Raw genomic sequence first — 19,826 nt, 5'->3', positions numbered from 1 at the left:
TGCGATTTCTCGGTTTGGGGGTGGTGGGGTGAGAGACAGTGAGGGTTTGGGGTGTTGATGCTGGTCGGGGCATGTCGAGGGGGCTGGTGTCGCTGTCTTTGATGTGAGAGATCGGTGGGGGATCGCTGTCTGGGGCCTTTATCGCTCCAGGGGTGACGCTGTCTCAGTTTCGTGAGTTCTGATCTATCGGCTGGTCCGGGTCGGTGTGATGGGTGGGTGGACGAGGAAGTACAGCAGGTGGTTGGTTCGGGCGGGGCGTTGCCTGGGGTGTCGGTTCGGGCGTTGCGGGGGCCGGCGGTGCGCCGGTTGTTGGCTTTGCGTCGGGAGGGGAAGCTGACCACCGGGCATGTGCGGACGGTGGGGGAGACGTTCGGCGTGCAGGAGCGGGCGGTGTGGCGGTGGCTGGCTGCCGCGGAGGAGGATGAGTCTGCGGTGCCGGGGGAGAGGGCCCGGTACTACGGGCGGTTCACGGTCACCCCGGAGGTCCGGGCTCTGCTCGGCCTGTGGAAGGGCAACGTCGCGGCTGTGCATCGCGAGCTGACCGCTCGCGCGGCCCGGGGCGAGGGTGAGCTGCCGCCGTCGATTCCGACGCTGCACCGTGCCATCCGGCGGGATCTGACCGTGGGGGAGCGGGCGGGACTGGCCGGTGGTGAGCGTGAGGCCCGCAAGCACGATGTGTTCCTGGCTCGGCCTCGGGGCTGGCGGAATCAGGTGTGGGAGGCCGATCACGTCCAGGCCCCCGTTCTGGTCGAGGTTGAAGGCAGCGTCCGTCGTCCTTGGGCCACCTGGTTCGTGGACTGCGCGACGAACACGGTCATGGGCGTCGCGGTCACGCCCGGGTATCCGTCGCGGGAGTCGGTGCTGGCTGCGCTGCGGTCGGCGGTGTTGCGCGAGGAGCCGTTCGGGCCGCAGGGAGGGCTCCCGGAGAAGGTCCGTGTGGACCGGGGCAGGGACTTCTTGTCGAAGACGGTCGCGGCGGCGTTCGGTGCGCTGGTGGTCGAGGTGGAGGACCTGCCCGCCTACACGCCACATCTGAAGGGCACGGTCGAGGGCCTGAACCGGGCGGTGGAGTCGATGTTCCTCGCCGCGCTCCCCGGCTACGTGCGCCAGCCACGCCCGGGCCGGCGTCCAGGTCGACCGAAGGACGAGGGCCTGCTCGACTTCGAGGACTTCACCTCCCGGCTGCTGGGCTGGGTGGAGTGGTGGAACACCGTCCACCAGCCGGGTCCGCTGGGCGGGAAGACCCCGCTGGGAGCCTGGGAGGCGGATCCGACTCCGGTGCGGGAGGTCAGCCCGGAGGAGTTGTGGACGTTCACGCTCGAAGACGACGGCCGTGTGCGGGTGGTCTCCACCCGCGGTGTCCGGTTTCGCCGGCGGGACTATGTGGGGCCGTGGATGACGGGCCTGGCGGGTACGGGGGTGCGAGTGCGGTTGAGGTCTTCGACGCCGCGACCGGCCGCTACCTGGGACCTGCGACTGTTGCGGACGAGGCGAGCCCCGAGCAGATCACCGCGGTCCGCACCGCTCGGGCCGCGCGTAGCCGGCGTCTGCGCAAGGACCTCGCCGCAGCTCAGCGCGAGCGCTATGCCGCGGTGACGCGGCCGGGTAAGCCGGAGCGGCTGGACGCGGTGTCCACGACGGAGGCTGCTGCCGAGCTGGCGGTGGCTGACCGTGCGGATCTGTCGAGGCTGGCGCTGCCGGACCTGATCCCGCTGGCCGCGCCTCCGTCCGACTGGCGTACCCCGGCCTCCCTCGCGGCCCGTACCCGGCCGAAGCCGCCATCCGCGCCAGATGACAACGAGGCCGGCGGCAGACCGCAGGCCGATGTCTCCGGTGACGGGGACGGCGCTGGCGGTGGTGTGCGGTGACCGCGCCCACCTACCAGTACGTCGACCTGCCCGACGCCTCCATCGTGACCACGAAGGCGCTGCTGACCGCGCGGGAGAACATCGCCGACACGGTCGCCGCTCGGGCGATGATGTGCATCCACGGGAACGCCGGCTTCAGGAAGACCCTGGCGGTCAACACCTGCCTGCACGAGCTGGAGGACACCCGGGGCGAGGAGGTCTGCCGGGTCACGTTCCGGGCCCGTCCGACCGCACGCGCGGTCCGCTACGAGCTCTTTGAGACGCTTCGCCTGCCCGGGGAGCCGCCCCGCCACCCCTCCGAGTTCGACCGCCTGCTGAAGACCGCCCTGTCCGAGCGGCCCCGCACCTTTCTCGTGGACGAGGCGCAGTGGCTCAACGGCGAGGCGTTCGACTTCCGCTACCTGTGGGACGAGCCCGCCACCCAGATCGCGATCGTCTTCGTCGGCGGCGCCGGCGCACACACCGTGCTGCGCCGCGAGCCGATGCTCTCCTCCCGGATCTTCATCTGGCAGCAGTTCACCCGCCTCACCTCCGAAGAGGTCCTCGACGTCGTCCCGCTCTTCCACCCCGTCTGGGCAGACGCCGACCCGGCCGACATCACCTTCGCCGACGAACAGGCCGCCCACGGCAACTTCCGCGCCTGGGTCCAGCTGACCGCCCACATGCGCACCGCTTTGGAACGCACCGGCCGCCCGCGACCGGACCGCGACCTGCTGCGCTGGGCCTTCAGCCGCCTCGCATGACGCCACCCGCCACACCCCGCCTGGCCGTCGTCCTCGACGCCGGGGACGACGCCGCGTTCACCCACACCGCCTTGGCCGCCCACGCTCCGCACGCCGGCCGCATCACCCTGCACCCCGCGCCGGGCACGACCAGCGACTCCGCCCTGGCCGGGGACCTGCTCTTCGCCCTGGGCAAGCCCGCCCACCTCCCGGGCCGTTTCCCGCACGGCCGCCCGCCGCTGTGGGAGGCAGCCGCGGCGTGGACGGCGGCTCTGGCCATGACCCGCCTGACCGTCTTGCGTGCCCACCTGCTCGACGACCGCCGCCTCCAGCGCCTCCTGGCCCTTCAGCGGCAGACCGGCATCCACCTCACCCTCGTCGTCCACCGCCCCCGCCTGACCGCCGCCCTCGACCGCGCTCTCGCCCCCGTCACCTACACCCACAGCGCCACCCTGGCCGCGGCCCGCGCCCTCTACTTCGACGGGCGCCCGCCCGCAGCCGGCGGCACGGCACCGGCCGCGGTACCGCCTGCCGGGCCGGCCCGGTGGCTCACCCTGCCGTCCCTCGACCGGCTCGTCTCCTACGACAGCCCGGGCCCGTGTACGGGCCCCTGCCTGCCGGGTCTGATCGAGTGGAAACACCGGCCCGCCCCCGGGCCTCTCACCGCCGCCCAAGCCGCCCAGGCCGCCCGCCGGATCCACACCGCGACCGCCCACCCCCGACTGGCCGCAGCCCTGGCCTCCACCCTGTTCACCGGCGCCTCCTTCCAACAACTAGCCACCGCCCGCAGCGATGACTTCCACGACGCCCCCGCCCTCCTTGCCCTCCACGACCAAACCCGGTTCACCGACGGCTGCGCCACCCACCCCGTCCCTGCTTGGGCCGCCGTCTTCCTGCGCGCGGCCATCCACTACGCCCACTCCACCGCCGCCGCGCATCTGCTGGTCGAGCCGGGCGAGCGTCCCGCCCTGCTGCGCCTGGCCGAGACCGCCCGGCTCCGCCCGCCCCAGCCGCCCGACGCCCCGAACGCTCGCAGGTCCGTCAAGGCGGTGTGGGACTGGCGAGAGGTCCGGGAAGCACACGGGTAACGGCCGGCGCCGCCCGCCCCGTGGCGCCGCAGCCGCAGACCGGGCACCCTTCGTCTTACTGGAGGCCGAACTCGATGAAGTCGATGTCCAGGAGGGTGACGTGCAGACCGTGGGCGCGCCGGCCGGCGTCGCGGAAGTAGAGGTGTCCCAGAGCTCGGCCGATGATCAGCTCGTGCTGCTTCTCGCTGGCGCCCGCGTCCAGGGCGGCGAAGATCTGCTGCGTCACCGTGGGGTTCAGGCGCCCGGTGATGCGCCGCATGCGCGGGTCGTCGGAGCTTGCGGGACCGGCCTTGAACCCGAACCGGGCGCGGGTATGGACGACCACGCCGCCTTTCTCGGCCGCTGCACGCCGACGGGCACGGATCAGCGGCTGCCAGCGGGCCTGTACGAGTTCGGCGATCTTCTGGTCGTGGCGGGGGCTGGGGCGCCCCCGGCCGCCCGGTTTGCGGGTTATCCATCGCTGGACCGTCCGCTGGGACACGCCCAGGACGGCGGCGACCCGCAGGGTGGAGCCCCGCTCCCACCGCAGCAGGGCCTTCAGCCGATCCGCCGTGGTCGCAGGCACCGGCCGCGTGTACAGGAGCCGCTCCAGCCCATCACCTATGGCTCGCACCATCCCACCAGCCCCCTTCGACGACACCGCATCCCACGCCCCAGCAGGTCCATCCTCGCCACCACCCCGCGACGGCGGGCGGTATCCGGCATACGGCTGACGCTGGCATCCCCGCTGCGATAGAGGTCTCCGACTTCCGCTGGCGGCGCGTCCAGGTGTGTTGCGCTCGCTGACACGAAGGCGGTGCCTGGCCTTGCCGTACTGACACGGGGTGGCGTTGGGCCTTGTCGGGCGCTGTCACGAAACCGCTGCTTCGCAAACTGCGTGGTTGCGTTCCGGGAGATCAGTGAAGTGTGGTCGCCTTCGCCGAAGGCGAGCCATCCGACCTGGCTGCGGTCGGGCCAGGTGCCGAGGATTTCGCGGAGGCCTGTGAACGCGGCGGTGTTCTCCACGAGGAGCAGCCAGGGTCGGGCCCGAGTCCGGACATCGCCAGCGGGGCGGGTGTGGGGCGGGCTCGTGATCGAGACAATGTGGTGACTGTCTGCAATCCCTCTGGCTTGTGGTTTTTGCACCTGGCCCGTGTTGCACGGGGTGTAAGGGGCAGGTGTGCAATTGAGCCACACTCGAACACCCGCCACGGAATGGGGTGTTCTGCGGATATGGTTCAAGGCGCCTTGGGGGGAGGCGCTTGTGCGAATGTTTCCTCCCTCCGTCATTCCCTCACACAGGGTCAACGAGAAGGGAAGGGGATCCGATGAGTACCCGGCGAAAGAAGGCAGCCGGTCTGATGGCCGGTGTTGTGCTCCTGGGGATCGGCGGCATCACGCCGGCGAACGCGGGCGTCACCGAGGGCCAGTTCGAGTCCTACATCTCATGGTGGACGGCCCCGACCGAGTCGCGCCGCTGGTATGACAGCAACAGCAGCTCGGACTACACCGGCGTCTACTTCCAGGGATGCCAGTCGGACGACTTCAGGGGCTACGACTACGCGTCACTGCGTCTGTGGAAGGACGTCCCCAGCGCCCCGGACCGGAGCAAGGGCACCAGGAACAACTACTGCGGGTGGGTCGACTACGGCGATCCCGACGATGCGGGCAACTACTACTTCCAGCTGGCGGACGTCGGCCAGGGCGACTTCATCAAGATCGATTACGTCAAGGTCGGCTGGTAGCCGCAGATCGAATCCGGAGTCGGGCCTGCCGGCTCCCAGGCGGCGCTCAGATACGGTGGCGCCCCAGACATGAGAGGGATCGAGTGAAGATCGGTTTAAGGTCGTGGGCCGGTGCGATGGCGGGGGCCGCGTTAGTGGGTGCGGTGTCCGTGGTTCCGGCACACGCCGGGGCGACGGAAGGTCAATTCGAGTCGTCCATCGGCTCGTGGCGGGCAGGTAACGAGTCGCGGCGCTGGTATGACAGCAACAGCAGCTCGGACTACACGGGCATCTACTTCGAGGGCTGCACGGCGGACGGCGGCGGTGGGTTCAACTACGCCGATCTGCGTCTGTGGAAGGACGTCCCCAGCGCCCCGGACCGGAGCAAGGGAACCCGGAGAAACTACTGCGGGTGGGTCGACTACGGCGACCCCGACGATGCGGGCAACTACTACTTCGCGCTGACGGACGTGTCCAGCGGCACGTACATCTCCGTCCGCTACGTGAAGGTCGGCTGGTAGTGCCGACGTTGAACACGTAGTACGAGGGTCCCGGTGGATTCAGCACCGGGACCCTCTGGTGTCCACTCTCCCATGAGCAAGGCCTTACCGCTGACAGCGGGAGGCGGATTGTGCGTTCCTCATGTCTCTGATCTTTGATCGCGTTTCCTTCCGCTACGGCCGGAATGCGCCCGTTTTCAGCGAGTTCAGTCTCCGGATTGACGCACGGGCGACGGTCCTCCTCGGCCCGAACGGAGCCGGCAAGTCCACGCTGATGGCAATAGCCGCATCCCACCTGTCTCCTTCCTCCGGGTTGGTTACCTTCGAGGGAAGCGCCGCAACGGGCCGCCATCTGGCCGCCTACCGTGAACGCGTGGCGTGGATCCCCCAGCAGATCACCCCCATGCCCGGGCTGACCGTACGCGAACAGGTCGCCTATGCAGGATGGCTCAAAGGCATGCCGAAGGACTTGGCCTGGAAAGCGTCAGAGGACGCGCTGCGCCGTGTCGACCTCACCCGCCTCGCGGGGCGCAAGAGCCACCAGGTGTCCGGTGGCCAGCTTCGGCGCATGGGAATCGCGGGGGCGCTGACCCACCGCAGCAGGCTGATCCTGATGGACGAGCCGACCGCCGGCCTCGACCCCACGCAGCGCCTGGTCTTCCGCGAACTCGTCGAGGACCTGGCCGACAGCGTGCAGGTGGTCGTCTCCACGCACCAGACGGAAGACCTCGCCGACCTGTACACACAGGTGGCGGTCCTCGCCCACGGGAAGATCTGCTTCCAGGGCGGCCCCGCCGACTTCCACGCCCTGGCGCCGACCGCCACACGCGGACGCGACCAGGCCGAAGCTGCCTACATGATGCTCGTCGGACGGGAGATCTGACCGATGCGCATCACCACTCTCCTGCGGTCCTCCTCCGCCGGAATCATGCTCGTGCTCCTGGCGGGCTACATCCTGCTGCTCCTGTCGGCCCCGATCACCGCGGGCACTGTCCCCGGGTACGGGCCGTCGGTGCTCGGCAACGCCTCATACGCCATTCCGTTCGCCGCCGCCGCGTGCGCGGCGAGCGGAGCGTGGGAAGGCGCACGCCTGCGCCGGGGCGACGTCTTCGGGCAAGCTCCTTCCCGAAGCCGGCTCGCCATCGTGCTGCCGTTGCTGGCCCCGGTCTGGGTGATGGGCGTTGCCGGAATGCTCATCGCGGCCGGTGTCGCGGTCTCGGCCGCGGCAACGCTTCCGTCTCTCTCCCATCTGGGCATGCTCGCGGTGTACGCGCTGCTGATGGCCGCTGCCACGCTGGCCGGCTACCTCCTGGGCGGCCGCCTCCCGCACCTTGCGGCCGCACCGCTGGCCATGGTCGCCGGGTTCTGCCTGACCGCGTTCCCCGGATCCTGGGACACCCCATGGCCCCGCCACCTGGTCGCGGGGGCCTACGACAGCTGCTGCTCGGTCGGTTCGGTGATCGACCCCGTGGCGGTATGGGCGCCGCTGCTCTTCAGCGGCGGGATCATCACCGCATGCCTCCTCGCGATCGCCCAGACCGACCGCTGGAAGCCTCTGACCGCCCTCGTCGCCGCGTCCGCAGCCTCGGTGCTCATGGTCGTGAACATGGGCTACAACCCGGTCGCAGACCGGAACCCCGACGCGCTGGTCTGTGACACCGCTGGCGTTCCGGAAGTGTGCCTGTGGCCCGAGACCCCGGGGCGCACGCGGATAGTGGCGACCACTCGCGCCTACACCAGCCGACTGAAGGGCGTCGGGCTTCCCGTGGTCCCCTCCCTCACCCAAAGCCGTGACCTCAAACCCGGACAGGCCGGTTTCGGAGGCAAGGGCCAGGTCCGCGAGCAGGACATCACCGCCAACCTCGCTAACACCCTCCTGCCCCCCGTACCCGAATGCGCCCGAACCAGCCACAAGTACCCTGCGTTCCCCGCGCGAGGGCCGCTCACCGCATGGCTGACGGCCATCGCCACCCAAGCACCCCCGGCGCCTGTCCAGGGCCGTGTCTCCCCCGACGACGCGAAGCTCGCCCAGCAGGTCCTCACGCTGCCTTCTGACCGTCAGCACGCCTGGTACGAGGCGAACCGGGCCGCGCTCACCGGATGCGACCAGAAGCCAGCCTTGAACCCTGAAGGAGCGGGCCGGTGAACTGGTGGGCCGCATCCCGCAACGTTCCTACGATCGTCACCGTCACCGTGGTGACGGCCGGCGCCGGCTTGGCGTTCGGGCAGAGCCGCATCCCCATCCCCGCGATGGTCGGCGGTGCCGGAAACTTCCTGTTCGCCGCGCTGATCACCGTCGTCCCCGCCGTGATCTGGCTCGCCTTCACGGGCCGCGCCCGCACGGCCACGGAAACCGTGGCAGTGCGGGCAGTCCACCGCTGGGATGTCTTCCTCGCCGGTGCATGCGCGGTCCTTACCCTGGCCATGGCCGTCCTCGGGCATTTCGCGGGAGCCGCCCCCGTGGCCCTGGCCATCGGCCGGAACACCGCCTTCTACCTCGGACTTGCACTGCTCCTCGCCCCCCTCGCCGGCGCCCGGATCACACCGCCGGTCCTGACCGCCGTACCCCTGGTTCTTGCCGTGGGGGGATGGAAGAGCGGCGGTCGTGGCGCGCAGCCGTGGGCCATCGTCCTGCACCCTGCGGCCAGCATGCCCGCCTTCCTGGCGGGCGTTGCGGTCCTCATCGCCGGGGCGACATTCAGCAGCCTCAAGCGCCCGCGCGTCACCCTATGACCGATCGATTCAGAACGAGTCGTCGCAAGCAGAGGATGCTGCAGGCGAGGTGGAGCAGTCCGAGGTGGAGGTCGGCTCGGATCTCGTAGCGGATCCGGATCCCAGTTCAGCAGGCACCGCAGGTCACTCTTTCGTCCTTGGCGAGCGAATTGGCCTGGCTCAAGGGGCGTAACCCTGGACACGTGGCAGTGCCTCACTGGCTTCCTGCCTCGGCTTCGCGGCCTGTGATGGGCCATGGCTCGAGACCCCGGAACGATTTCTATCCGGGGTCCCACACATGCCACCTCAGCGCCGGTCAGGCTCAGGCCCAGTCGATGCCCAGTTTCGCGAGCGAGGCGAGCTGGTCGGCGGTGAGCTTGTCCCGTCGGCTTTTGGTGTTGGTGACCCATACGCCCAGTTTCACGACGATCGGCTCGGCCTCGCCTTCGACCGCGATCTCTTCCCCGTGGGTGCGGGGGACGGGCCGGTGGGCGCCTTCCCGTTCGACCCATTGTGTGAGGGCTGTCAGGCCGCGTTGGAATGCCTGCTGCGCCTTGCTCGGTCGCTTCGCTCCGCGGCTGGTTGCGGGGGCGGGAGACGGCTTCTGGTCGGGTTGCACGCCCACCCTGGTCAGCCGTTCCTGCTGTTCGGGTAGCAGTCGCGCCCAGTGGGCCGGCTGTTTCTGCTGTTGGAGCCATCGTCCGATGTCGTCGCCGTCGTAGACGACGCCTGGGGCGATGTGGGGCAGGACGCGGTCGGCGTCGACCAGGTCTGCGAGCACGCGGTAGTGCCGCTGCCAGTCGAGCGGCCAGGGGCAGTCCCAGTCTTCGTCGATGGCGGTCAGCTGCGCCGCGCGCACAGCGGCTCGGTCCGGGTCCTTGCCCAGGCCGTTCTTCGCTCCCTTCCTGCGGAGGTTGGCCATGTGCTGCCCGACGGGCACCATCTCGTCGACCTCGCCCCACACGGCGTCCTGCCGGGGCGCGAGATGCCCGGTGGCCCGCCGGTAGGACCGCAGGGCGGCGAGCTTGTTCTCCCACGCTTCCTCGCCGGGCTCCCAGACCATCCCGGCCTCGGGTGTGTCCAGCAGCGTCTTGCGACGCTCCTCGAGTTCTCCGGTGCGTAGGGCCTTGCGCTGCTGGTGCACCCACCGCCCGAGCGGGAAGTTCTTGGTGACGCCGACCTCGGTCTCGGTGTCGTAGGGGACGGCGTGTAGGCCGGTGATGCCGTTCTCGGCCCGCCAGCGGATGAGGGCTTGGTAGCCCTCCAGCCACACCAGGGACTCCGGCCGGTAGACCCGGGTGCGCAGGAACGCGGCGATCGTGGCGGCGTCGCGCGGGCTGGAGAAGTGCAGGAGCGCCGACTCCACGGCGGCATCGGTGCCGTCCTCCTGGTCCTCGCGCTCGCCGCTGGCCCCGACCATCCGCCCGTCCTCATCGCGCCGGACATGCAGCTTGCGCTTCCCGCTTGTGAGGGCGCGGGAAGCGAGCTGCTCGACCAGGCGCTCATCGTGGGAGCGCAGGCCCTGGAGGACGGCGACGAGCGGCTTGTAGCTCGCTGAGGCAACCATGTCCTTCGGGTCCTCGCCAGCCTCCAGGAAGACGGGCTCGATGATGCGGGCGATCTTCGTGGTGCCGTCGCGGTTGAGGCGGAGGGCGCGGCCGATGTTCTGGACGATCTCGACCTGGGAGCCGCAGGTGTCGGCGAAGCAGATCGCCTCCACTCCGCGCTCGCCGGTGATGTCGACGCCTTCCCCGAGGACGCGTACGGAGGCGAGGAACGCCCGGTGCACGCGCCGGTTGTCGGCGTCGATGCCGTTTGCGAACTGCCGCAGGACCTCGCGGCGCTCGGTGACGAGGTGGTCCCCGCACAGCCACGCTGACCAGACCCGGTCGGGCGGGACGTGGCGGCCGGCTTCCAGCTCGTAGAACTCCGCCTCGATCGACGACTTCGGCAGTTGCTCCGCGGCTGCCAGGTCGGCGTCGGAGGCGTCCGTGACGTACAGCTCGGCGGCCGTCTCGGGCAGCTTTTCCGCGAACGCGGCCGCCTCTTCCACCTTCTGGTGGAAGGTCATGACCGTACGCAGGTTGTACGCTGCGGCGTGCTCCAGGAGCGCGGCCTGCAGCAGCGCCAGGCGCCGGCCCCGCCGCGCCTCCTCGGACTCCCCGAGAACGGGCGACGGATCGCGGATCTCCAGGACGTCGATCTCGAACCCGGCAAGGATCCCCCGCTCGATCGCCTCGGACAGTCCCAGCTCGGCCAGCCACGCGCCGTAGGTGCCGTCCGGGTCGTCGGCCATGCTCGCGATCTCCGCCTCCTGGCCCTCGGTGCCCTTCTGCGGGCGGGCCGTGGCCAGGATCCGCGGGGTCGCGGTCAGGTAGAGCCGGAAGTCCGCGGGGATGCGGGCGTTGTCGTGGATAGCCGCCCAGGGCCGTCCGAGGTCGCCACTGTACCGTGCGCCTCGTCCACGATCACGAGGTTGAAGCCCGCCATCTGCTGCCCGTAGAGCCGCTCCCCGCCCGCCAGAGCGGCCTCCAGCGGCCCGCGGACCTTCCGCTGTTCCTCGAGTGCGTCGACGTCCTCGCGGTCGACGAGGGAGGCGTACGTTGCGAACACGACCACGGGCCCGTGCCCGGCCCACAGGGCGAGCTGGATCGGGTTCGTGGTAGTGCGCACCCCGAGCTCGTTGAGCACCGGGTCGTTTTCCAGCGAGCACACCGCGATCACCGGGGCCCGGTGGCCTACGAGCCGCCATGCTTGGGCGGTCTGTGCGAGCAGGTCCAGGGTGGGGACGGTGACCAGGATTCGGCCGCCCGGGAAGCAGTCCAGCGCGCACGCGGCGGCCGTGATCGTCTTGCCCGAGCCGGTCGCGGACACGATGGTGCCGCGGGACCCCTGCGGGGGCACGGGTGACCTTGCAGGGAATCCGACCCATTTACGAAACGCGGATCGCTGGTCGACCTGGTGTTCCTTGAGCTGAATCGCAGTCATTTAGCTGCCTCCCCGACGCCCCATTGTGCCGCGCCGAGACGCACGGCCTCGCCCATAGCCACGGCCCGACTGCGTGACCGCGGGGTGCGGTAGGAAGCGGAGCACGGGCCGGGTGACCCGCCACCATCACGGTACTGACGGCCCGCGCCTGGCTGACGTAACCCTGCCGGAGCGGCCAGCGTTGGGCCGACGTCACGGCGGCGGTCGCGTCCGCAGTTGCTCGTCCTCGGCCGCCACGACCAGGCCGGCCGACTGCGGGCGGTCGGCCGCACGGTGCCCTGTGCCCGGCCTCGCAGGTTGCTGAGCGCCTGACCGCGGCTGGTCCCGGGCACCCCTGGACGGGTATGCCAAAAGCGCCGCCCTGTGCGCAGAGCGGCGCCTTTGTTTTGACTGGCTGCAGTCCTTACTTGCAGTGCCCGGAATTCGGCTCTACAAGTCCATTTCAAACACCTCGTCAATGCTGATATGGCGGCATTTCCCGGATGTGGGATTTACTTCGACGGGCATGTTGCCCCCAAGGCCCCTGGAATCCCCTTGAGCAGGGCGATAGCTGACGTAGAAATTCTCTCCGCGCACCTGAACGGCGGTGGCGATGAAGCCGTTGCCGATGAACGCCTGAGCCGTTTCTTTGGCCTCATTCGTGTCCATTATATAGTCCTCATGAACATGTAGGCCTCGTAAAGCGCAACATTTCGCGCCTGGCCTGATTGGGCATCGATGAACATGACCTGCCCATTCCTATTGATCACGTTGAAGTAATGGCCAACACCTTCAGGATTGGCGTCGGTTTTCTTTCTCTGACCGAATACTATACCCTGCGCACCGTGGCCGGCCCGATCGATCGACCGCACGATCCCGGCGAAGCTCTCTCCTTGCCTGAAGCGTTTGCCGAGAACCTTTTCGATAGACGAGTAATACTGGGGTGTTATGTCTGGTGCGGCTTTCCAGCCCCTGCCTGCAAGTACGCTGTCTGACTCGATTGCGCAGACCATGCAATTGGTTTTTCCGCCGATCGAGTTGATCAGTTTCTGTAGCTCTGGTGTCTGTGGCGTCCAGTAATTGATTCCACCGTATGCGGGTACATGCCCTGACGGCGTATCCGACTTTATGCGGAGACCGCCAACCTCAGGCAGGTTGATCTGAGTGTGCGATCGCAGGAGTTTCCTGTTCTCGACAACGGCCTCGATGCCGTTGACGGCGAGCTTGCCGACGGCCTTGAGCTTGCCGACCGGCAGGACACCGGCGCCGGCCATGACGCAGCCGAGGATTGTCGGCTTGTTGATGCACTTTTCGATGTCGGCCGCGCCGGAGAGTTCCCACACGATCGCCCGGAGAGTGGGGTCGAACTCGCTGAAGTCGATCTTGGCCTCCCGCGCGCAGGCCATGATCGGTGCCATGGTCTCGCGGGAGGGATGCGGGATGCAGATCCGCTGGGGCTTGTTCTTCTCCTGCCGCTTGCGGTCCTCTTCGGCCTGGCGGCGGGCGTCGGCCTCTTCCCGCTCGCGGATGATCAAGAATGCGGCCCGGGCCTGCTGGGCCTCGGCCTCGGCGGCGTCACTGCTCTTGCCGGCCGCGATCGCGGAGGCGCGGGCGGTATCTGCTGACTTGTTCGCGTCGTGGGCGGACTGGCGGGCGTAGCTGGCGGAGAACTCGGCCTGGGAGGCGGAGCTTTCTGCGGCGGAGGCGTCGGCTTCGGCGCGGTTGGCGGCGCCGCGTGCAGTGGCGGCGGACTTCGCGGCCGCGGTGGCGCTCGCGGCGGCCTTGTCTGCCGAGGCCTTCGCCGACGCGGCGTGTCCGGCCGCCTGGTTGGCGGACTGTTGGGCCTGGATGGCTGCGTCGTTGGCCTCCGCGGCGGCCTGCTTGGCCCTGAAGGCTGCTTCGGCGGCCTTCCAGCGGTTCTCCTGCGCCTTGGCTGCGACCGCGTCGCCTTCGGCGAGGAGAGTTTCGATCTGGTTCTTGTGGTGGTCGGCGAGGTCGTCCTTGCGCTGGGCCATGTACTGGCCGGTGGCGACGAACTCATGCAGCTGGTTGGCCGGTCCGGCCAGGGCGATCTTGGCGGCGGCCCTGACCTCGTCCCCGCCCGCAGTGGCGAGCTGAGCGGCGACGACCCTCTCGTCGTCGACGCGCTGGGCGTACTGGGTGATCTGGAGGAAGGTTGCGAGGGCCTTGCCGCTGCCGTCGGCGAGGGCGGCCTTGGCACCCTCCTTGACACCGGGGCCGCCGGTGTTGGTCAGCCGGGCGACGTCGACCCTCATGTCGTCGGCGCCAGCAAAGTACTGGCCGGTGGTGTAGAAGCCCTGGATCTGCTCCGGCGCGCCCTTGAGCGCCTCGACGGCCGCGGCACGTACCCCGGCGTAGGGGCTCTGGGCGCTGAGGTTCAGGACGCGCTGGCGCACGTCTTGCTGCTCGGCTTCCTTCCATCGGGTACGCAGGTAGTCCCGGACCTCCTGGTCGGTGCCGGCGAGCGCGCGGGCGGCGGCCTCCTGGTGCCAGGGGCCCAGGAGCTTCATCGCCTCCATGGCCAGCTCGCGGCCCTTCTTGGCGGTGGAGGCGGCGTCGACGTCGGGCCGGGCCGCTTCCTGGGCGAGGAGGGTGGCGGTTTCCTGCAGCCCCAGGGCCTTGAGCTGGGAGGCGGCTGAGGCGGAGATGGCCTGGTCACTGGCGGACTTTGCCGAGCGGGCGCGCTCGATGGCGGCCTCGGTGCGGGTGGCCAGGTCGGCGGCTTCGGTCTCGTTGGCGAGGTCGAAGACCTCCCGGGCCTTCTTCACCGCGGCCGTTGCTGTTTCTGCTGCGGTCTTGGCGGCATCGGCGTTCTTCTTGGCCTGGTCCGCGTATGTGGCGGCGTTGCCGGCCTGACGGGCGGCTTCCTCGGCGAAGTCAGCGGCGTTCTCGGCGTGCGCGGCCGCGGAGTTCGCGGAGTCCTTCGCACTGTAGGCCGCACTGGCCGAGCGGCTCGCCAGCGTGGACGAGCGGTCGGCGGCGGCACGCGCGGCGGTGGCGTGGCGACGTGCCTCACCCGCAGCCTGACGGGCCTCGCCGGAGTGGACGCCCGCCTGGTCGGCGTATCCGTTCGCTTCCTCGGCGGCGGCTGCGGCGGCATCAGCGTTTGCGGCCGCGCCCTTGGCCGCGCTGGACGCCTCACCAGCAGCTTTGGAGGCCCTGCCCGCAGAATCCGCCGCGGCCGCGGACTCCCGTGCGTACTGTGCTGCGGCACGCGCGGTGGCGGCAGCGGCCCGGGCGCCTTCGGCCTGGCCGGCGTTTCCGGCCGCGGCGATCGCGGCGTTGTAGGCCCTGTTGGCCGCGTCGGCGGCCGCGGCGGCCGCCGAGGCGGTCTGGGCCGCGGCCAGTGCGGCACGGCGCGCGGCGCGGTTGGCGGCATTGGCCGAGCCGATCGCCTCCTGCGCGGCGGAGGCAGCGGCCCGGGCGGCGTCGGCGGCCTGCCTGGCCTTGACCGCAGCGCGCTTCGAGTCGGCCTTGGCAGCCTGAGTCTCCCTGGCTGCGTTCTGGGCTGCGCTCTTGGCGAGCTCTGCCGCAGTGACGGCCTTGGCGGAGGCTTCCTCAGCCAGCTTGGTTGCGCCCTCGGCCTGCTTGCCGGCCTGCTTGGCCTGCTCGGTCAGCTCTTCGATCGAGGCGTGAACCTGGTCACGGCTGCGAGCGGTGAACTGCCCGACCTCAAGGAACTCGACGATGTCCTCGGGCGTGCCCTTCAGCGCGGCCTTCGCCGCCGCCTTGACATTCGGTCCACCGGTGTTCGTCATCCGGGCCACATCCACCCGGTTGTCGTCCTGCTGGGCCGCGTACTGGCCGGAGTTCAAGAACTCCTCGCGATCGGCGAAGCTGCCCTGCAGTGCCGCCTTGCCGGCTTCACGGACGCCGGGACCGCCGTAGGTGACGATCCGTGCGATGTCGACCCTGCGGTCGTCATCCAGCGGATCCTCGTATCCGTCGAGGAGGAACTCCTCCAAGTCGGCAGGTGACCCGGACATGGCGTTCTTGGCGGCCTGGCGGACCGCGGGTCCGCCGGCCATGGCCATCCGGGCCGCGTCGACCCTGTTGTCGTCGTGCTCAATGGAGCCGGCTTCGTCCAGGAACTTCCTTATCGCCTCCGGCCCGCCCAGCAGCGCCTGCTCGGCGGCCTCCTTGATGCCCGGGCCGCCGGTCTCCCAGAGGGTGACGACCTGCGCGCGCACCTCCTGCGGCGACAGGGGTGGGGCATCCGCTGCCGCTGCCGCGGGCGTACCCAGCAGCCCAGACAACAGGCCGACCGCAAGAAGCCCCCGTAGGCCGAAGTTGCGCGCGGAAAAACTTTTCAATGCTCCCGAATCGAATGGTCGGGAGGATATTCGCCGTCTCATTACAGCGCCCCCTTTGGAATATCGAACTTAAGCCCTCTAGAACGGCATGGAATTGACCCAAGGGGATGAGTTGGTCGGAACTCTGGGTTGTGATGTATGCGCCTGAGGGCTGCCCGTCATGCCGTTCGAGAGGGGCTCGGTCCGGAAGATCGTACAGCCGCGACAGGCCTCCTCCGCACCCTGCCCCGTCGTCACGCTAGGCCGGTGACCTGCATTTTCAGCCATACAATCTCAGCCATGGGTGGGTGTGCCGGGGGTCGCTCCTGGTGTGGACGGGGGTCGTTGATCTGACTACTAGTCAGTAGTGTCGATGGTTGTACTTCGGCGCAAAGTTTTTTTGAGACGTTGATCATCGCTTATTCGGCAGAGGTTTGATCTTGGTTGTGATTAGCTTGCTGGGGAAATTTTATAGGGGCCTGTGTGTCCCGTATCCTGCTTTATTTGGAAGGTCCGTGATGGCTATATCCCGCGCGCGCAGATATCTGATAGTGAATGTTCCGTCAGCGCTCGCACTGACCGGCTTGTCTCTCGCGGCCGCACCCCCGGCGAGCGCTGACACTGCCCTGCCGGGCGTGGACGCGATGTCCTACGCGGTTGAGGACTTCTCCTACCCCGGCGCGGCGGCCATCCAGGCGGAAAAGGGCGTCACGCTCAAGCGCGGTGACGGCAACCTGATGCTGCAGGCGTGTGACGGTACGCAGGACGTGATCGTCAACACCCGTGGCCTGAAGGACTATTGCTTCGACGTCAAGGCGAAGCCCGCCTACCTCTCCCTCGAGCTGCCGTCCGCGTTCGGGATCTGGACCGGTGCCTACCCGGTCAAGACCACCATCGAGACCAACGGCACCAAGACCGTCATCGACGCACCCGCCAACGACTTCACCGGCTACGGCGAGGCAACCTCGGACCGCGTCAATTCCACCCTGATCGAGCTCCGCGTCACCAGCGAGAACACCAATCCGCCCGCACCCACCGGGGACACCACCCTCGCCTTCACCGGCAAGATCACCATCGGCGAAGGGAAGCGGTCCTGCACCGCCACCCTGGTCGACCCCCGCTGGGTCCTCACCGCGAAACACTGCCTCGCGGACAACCCCGCGGACACCAGCACCGTGACGGCAGGCACACCCAAGGAGAAGACGACCGTCACTGTCGGCCGCACCGACCTGACCACGTCCGGCGGCCACACCACGGACATCGTCGAACTCGTCCCCCGCGCTGACCGCGACCTCGTCATGGCCCGCCTGGACAAGCCCGCCTCCACCGTCACCCCGGTCGCCCTGTCCACCGCCCCTCCGGCAGCCGGCCAGGACCTCACCATCGCAGGGTTCGGCCGTACGAAGACGGACTGGGTACCCTCCAAGCTCCACGCCGCGACCTTCACCACGGGTGCCTCCGACGCCACCGGAATGCTCCTCGCGCCCAAGGCCCCCGCCGACGCCACCATCTGCCAGGGCGACGCAGGCGGCCCAGCCGTCCGAACAGAAGACGGCAAGCTGGCCCTCGTCGGCATCACCGCCCGCTCCGGCCAGACCGGTTGCCTGGACGCCGCCAACCCCACCGCCGGCGCCTACGACGTCCGTGTCGATGACATCGGACAGTGGATCAAGGGCTACTTCACCGTGCCCGGCCCCGACACCACCAACCTGACCGACCACCGTGCGCTGGCGGACTTCACCGGGGACGGCAAGGCCGACCTGGTCGCCGTCGACAAGAACGGCACCCTCCAGGTCTACCGCGGCCGCGCCGAAGGCACCTTCGAGACGGCCCCGACGGCCGTCGGCACCCCGGGTGTGTGGAAGACGGTCCAGCGGATCTTCACTGGCGACTTCAACGGCGACGGCAAGCGCGACATCGCCGCCGTCTGGGAGAGCGACCGCATCCTCCTGCACGCCGGCAAGGGCGACGGCACCTTCGCCACCACCGTCACCCTCAGCCCCCAAAACGCCACCTGGGCGCAGCTCAAGCACCTCACCCGCTACAAGCTCGACCCTGCCAGCCCGAAGGACGGCGTCCTCGCGACCCGCCCCAACGGCGACCTGTACGCCTACAAGGTCGGTGCGAACAACCAGCTCGACTTCAGCGGCGGCAAGAAGATCTGGCCCGACGCCTCCTTCCAGAGCGTCATCATCCTGGGCACCGGTGACTTCAACGGCGACGGCCGTGATGACGTCGTAGGCGTCTGGGAGAACGGCGCCCTGGTCCGCTGGACCGGCAACGCCGCCGGAACCCTGGACTCCGGCGGTCTGGCCGCGGCCGGCACCTGGACGGATCTGAAGATCGTCACTGGTGACGTCGACGGCGACGGCAAGCTCGACATCGTCAGCTGGAAGGGCAACAAAATGTCCTTCCACCGCGGCAGGGGCAATGGCACCTTCGAGGGCGTCCAGCCCTGACTCACACCCGCCGTCGCACGCAGCAGGACACCTCCTGCGATGCGGCGGCGCCCGCCCACCGGATCACGACGACTCCGGCTGACACCAACGCCGGCATCCGGCATGCGTTCCCCCGGACGGGAGCGCCTTCGCGGCGCCTACCCTCCGGAGTTCTTCCACACGATCAAGGACAGAAGTGATCTCCACCCTGATGCGGCGCGCCAAGGGCGCGCTCGCAGTGACCATCGCCACCGGCGCCCTCCTCACAGCCACGACACCCGCCCACGCCGCGCCCGCGCCGTCCCTCACCGCAGCCGGCGCGATCGTGATCAACGGCACCAACGGCACCACGCTCATGGCCAAGGACGCCGACACCAAACGCCCGATGGCCAGCACCACGAAGATCATGACCGCCATGGTGGTCACCACCCTGCCGGGCCTGAACCTCGACCAGAAGGTCACCGTCAAGCAGGAGTACCTGGACTACGTATCCAGGCAGGGCGCCAGCTCAGCCCAGCTGAAGACCGGGGCGACACCGACGGTCCGTCAGCTGCTGTACGGAATGATGCTGCCCTCGGGCTGCGACGCCGCCTACGCCCTCGCCGACACCTTCGGCACCGGCACAACCACGGCGGCCCGCACGGCGGACTTCATCACGAAGATGAACGCCAAGGCCAAGGAACTCGGCATGACCAACACCGTCTTCGACTCCTTCGACGGCATCTCCCCGACCGGCAACAACCTCTCCAGCCCACGCGACCTCGCGAAGCTCACCCAGCACGCGATGACCAACCCTCTGTTCCAGACCCTGGTCAAGACCACCACCTACAGCACCGGCGGCACCTCCACCCTCGCCAGCTGGAGCAACACCAACCTCCTGATCCAGCCGCGCCCCACCGGCTACGCAGTCCCCGGAGCCCTCGGCGTCAAGACCGGCACCACCACCGCCTCCGGCAAGTGCCTCGTCTTCACTGTCACCCGCAACGGCAAGACAATCATCGGCGTCCTGCTCAACGACGAAGAGCGCTACATGGACTCCATGGCACTCTCCGACTGGGCCCTCGGCCCGGCCGCCGGCTCCAAGAACGCCCTCCAGCGCAGCCACACCGAACCGATCCCCGACATCCTTGACTGAACCGGCGGCACGGTGACCATCACCTCCACCGCCAGGGCCTAGCTGTCGACGCCATCCCACGCTGACAGCAAGACAGGCCAATCCCACGCACACAGAGCCCGGCCGGACGTAGTCACCCGGCCGGGCTCTGGCCGCCGTCGGGGGGAGAGCGCACTCGGACCATCGAGAGTTTCGCGATCACCGGCAGCCTCACCCGACCCCAGCTCCTATTTCTGGGCCGCTACGACCAGGCGGGCCGGCTGCGCCCGGTGGGCCGCACGGTCCCGCTGCGCCCGGATCAAGACCGCTAGGGGGTGTCTGACAAATGATCACGGACTGGTTCGCGGAGCCAGAGGATCAGTGAGGCCAGGATGGCTCCGGCGCGGTAGCGGTCGGCGAGC

The 19,826-nt window shown here is 69.0% G+C and carries 12 protein-coding genes and 2 pseudogenes; 10 read left to right on the top strand and 4 right to left on the bottom strand.

The features are described from left to right. Positions 1-297 precede the first annotated feature (297 nt). The 3 genes and pseudogenes from ACZ51S_RS32300 (at position 298) to ACZ51S_RS32290 (ending at position 3,678) form a co-directional block, all read left to right on the top strand. Positions 298-1,868: pseudogene (locus ACZ51S_RS32300) on the top strand (Mu transposase C-terminal domain-containing protein). After that, positions 1,865-2,611, top strand: coding sequence for an AAA family ATPase (locus tag ACZ51S_RS32295; RefSeq protein WP_468962801.1), 747 nt, complete (start codon positions 1,865-1,867; stop codon positions 2,609-2,611). The pseudogene ACZ51S_RS32300 and the gene ACZ51S_RS32295 overlap by 4 nt, the downstream one beginning before the upstream one ends. Then, positions 2,608-3,678, top strand: coding sequence for a hypothetical protein (locus ACZ51S_RS32290; RefSeq protein ID WP_468962799.1), 1,071 nt, complete (start codon positions 2,608-2,610; stop codon positions 3,676-3,678). The genes ACZ51S_RS32295 and ACZ51S_RS32290 overlap by 4 nt, the downstream gene beginning before the upstream one ends. Before the next feature lie 55 nt (positions 3,679-3,733). Here ACZ51S_RS32290 and tpg read toward each other — a convergent pair whose 3' ends face one another. Then, the gene (gene tpg / locus ACZ51S_RS32285; protein WP_468962797.1) at positions 3,734-4,294 is read right to left on the bottom strand and encodes a telomere-protecting terminal protein Tpg; all 561 of its coding nucleotides are present in this window, start codon (positions 4,292-4,294) and stop codon (positions 3,734-3,736) included. Positions 4,295-4,985: 691 nt separating this feature from the next. Between tpg and ACZ51S_RS32280 the strand changes: the two genes are divergently transcribed. The 5 genes from ACZ51S_RS32280 to ACZ51S_RS32260 all read left to right on the top strand — a co-directional run bounded on the left by ACZ51S_RS32280 (position 4,986) and on the right by ACZ51S_RS32260 (position 8,614). Beyond that, positions 4,986-5,402: a hypothetical protein gene (locus ACZ51S_RS32280; protein WP_468962796.1), complete on the top strand. Its 417-nt coding sequence runs from the start codon at positions 4,986-4,988 to the stop codon at positions 5,400-5,402. A gap of 149 nt (positions 5,403-5,551) precedes the next feature. Continuing rightward, entirely contained in the window at positions 5,552-5,902 is a 351-nt protein-coding gene (locus ACZ51S_RS32275; protein ID WP_206731265.1) for a hypothetical protein, read from the top strand. 121 nt (positions 5,903-6,023) lie between these two features. Continuing rightward, positions 6,024-6,764 carry an ATP-binding cassette domain-containing protein gene (locus ACZ51S_RS32270; RefSeq protein WP_468962794.1) on the top strand — a complete coding sequence of 247 codons (741 nt, stop codon included), beginning with the start codon at positions 6,024-6,026 and terminating at the stop codon, positions 6,762-6,764. 45 nt (positions 6,765-6,809) lie between these two features. Next, the gene (locus ACZ51S_RS32265; RefSeq protein ID WP_468962792.1) at positions 6,810-8,027 is read left to right on the top strand and encodes a DUF7224 domain-containing protein; all 1,218 of its coding nucleotides are present in this window, start codon (positions 6,810-6,812) and stop codon (positions 8,025-8,027) included. Between the two features lie 47 nt (positions 8,028-8,074). Then, entirely contained in the window at positions 8,075-8,614 is a 540-nt protein-coding gene (locus ACZ51S_RS32260) for a hypothetical protein (protein WP_468962790.1), read from the top strand. A 301-nt stretch (positions 8,615-8,915) separates the two neighbouring features. Here ACZ51S_RS32260 and ACZ51S_RS32255 read toward each other — a convergent pair. From ACZ51S_RS32255 to ACZ51S_RS32245, 3 genes and pseudogenes are all read right to left on the bottom strand, one after another. After that, positions 8,916-11,581 (bottom strand): annotated as a pseudogene (locus ACZ51S_RS32255) (helicase associated domain-containing protein). Positions 11,582-12,010: 429 nt separating this feature from the next. Beyond that, entirely contained in the window at positions 12,011-12,229 is a 219-nt protein-coding gene (locus ACZ51S_RS32250; RefSeq protein ID WP_468888946.1) for a hypothetical protein, read from the bottom strand. Beyond that, a complete protein-coding gene (locus ACZ51S_RS32245; protein ID WP_468962788.1) occupies positions 12,229-15,771 on the bottom strand; it encodes a toxin glutamine deamidase domain-containing protein in 3,543 nt (1,180 codons plus the stop codon). Before ACZ51S_RS32245 ends, ACZ51S_RS32250 begins: the two co-directional genes overlap by 1 nt. Positions 15,772-16,517: 746 nt before the next feature. On the opposite strand from ACZ51S_RS32245, the gene ACZ51S_RS32240 reads away from it, so the two are divergent. Beyond that, complete coding sequence (locus tag ACZ51S_RS32240; protein WP_468962854.1) at positions 16,518-18,332, top strand: FG-GAP-like repeat-containing protein; 1,815 nt, start codon at positions 16,518-16,520, stop codon at positions 18,330-18,332. Positions 18,333-18,522: 190 nt separating this feature from the next. Next, positions 18,523-19,446 (top strand): D-alanyl-D-alanine carboxypeptidase family protein, encoded by a 924-nt coding sequence (locus ACZ51S_RS32235; RefSeq protein ID WP_468962852.1) that lies wholly within the window; start codon positions 18,523-18,525, stop codon positions 19,444-19,446. The last annotated feature ends 380 nt before the right edge of the window (positions 19,447-19,826 follow it).

The sequence above is a fragment of the Streptomyces sp. NPDC034043 genome (assembly GCF_055575675.1).
This window is presented reverse-complemented; position numbering and strand designations above follow the sequence as displayed.

What these genes read in the sequence shown, in the direction of transcription:
- ACZ51S_RS32265 (WP_468962792.1), top strand. Translation starts at nt 6,810, where the DNA reads ATGCTCGTGCTCCTGGCGGGCTACATCCTGCTGCTCCTGTCGGCCCCG.
- ACZ51S_RS32290 (WP_468962799.1), top strand. Translation starts at nt 2,608, where the DNA reads ATGACGCCACCCGCCACACCCCGCCTGGCCGTCGTCCTCGACGCCGGG.
- ACZ51S_RS32270 (WP_468962794.1), top strand. Translation starts at nt 6,024, where the DNA reads ATGTCTCTGATCTTTGATCGCGTTTCCTTCCGCTACGGCCGGAATGCG.
- ACZ51S_RS32240 (WP_468962854.1), top strand. Translation starts at nt 16,518, where the DNA reads ATGTCCTACGCGGTTGAGGACTTCTCCTACCCCGGCGCGGCGGCCATC.
- tpg (WP_468962797.1), bottom strand. Translation starts at nt 4,294, where the DNA reads ATGGTGCGAGCCATAGGTGATGGGCTGGAGCGGCTCCTGTACACGCGG.
- ACZ51S_RS32235 (WP_468962852.1), top strand. Translation starts at nt 18,523, where the DNA reads ATGCGGCGCGCCAAGGGCGCGCTCGCAGTGACCATCGCCACCGGCGCC.
- ACZ51S_RS32250 (WP_468888946.1), bottom strand. Translation starts at nt 12,229, where the DNA reads ATGGACACGAATGAGGCCAAAGAAACGGCTCAGGCGTTCATCGGCAAC.
- ACZ51S_RS32280 (WP_468962796.1), top strand. Translation starts at nt 4,986, where the DNA reads ATGAGTACCCGGCGAAAGAAGGCAGCCGGTCTGATGGCCGGTGTTGTG.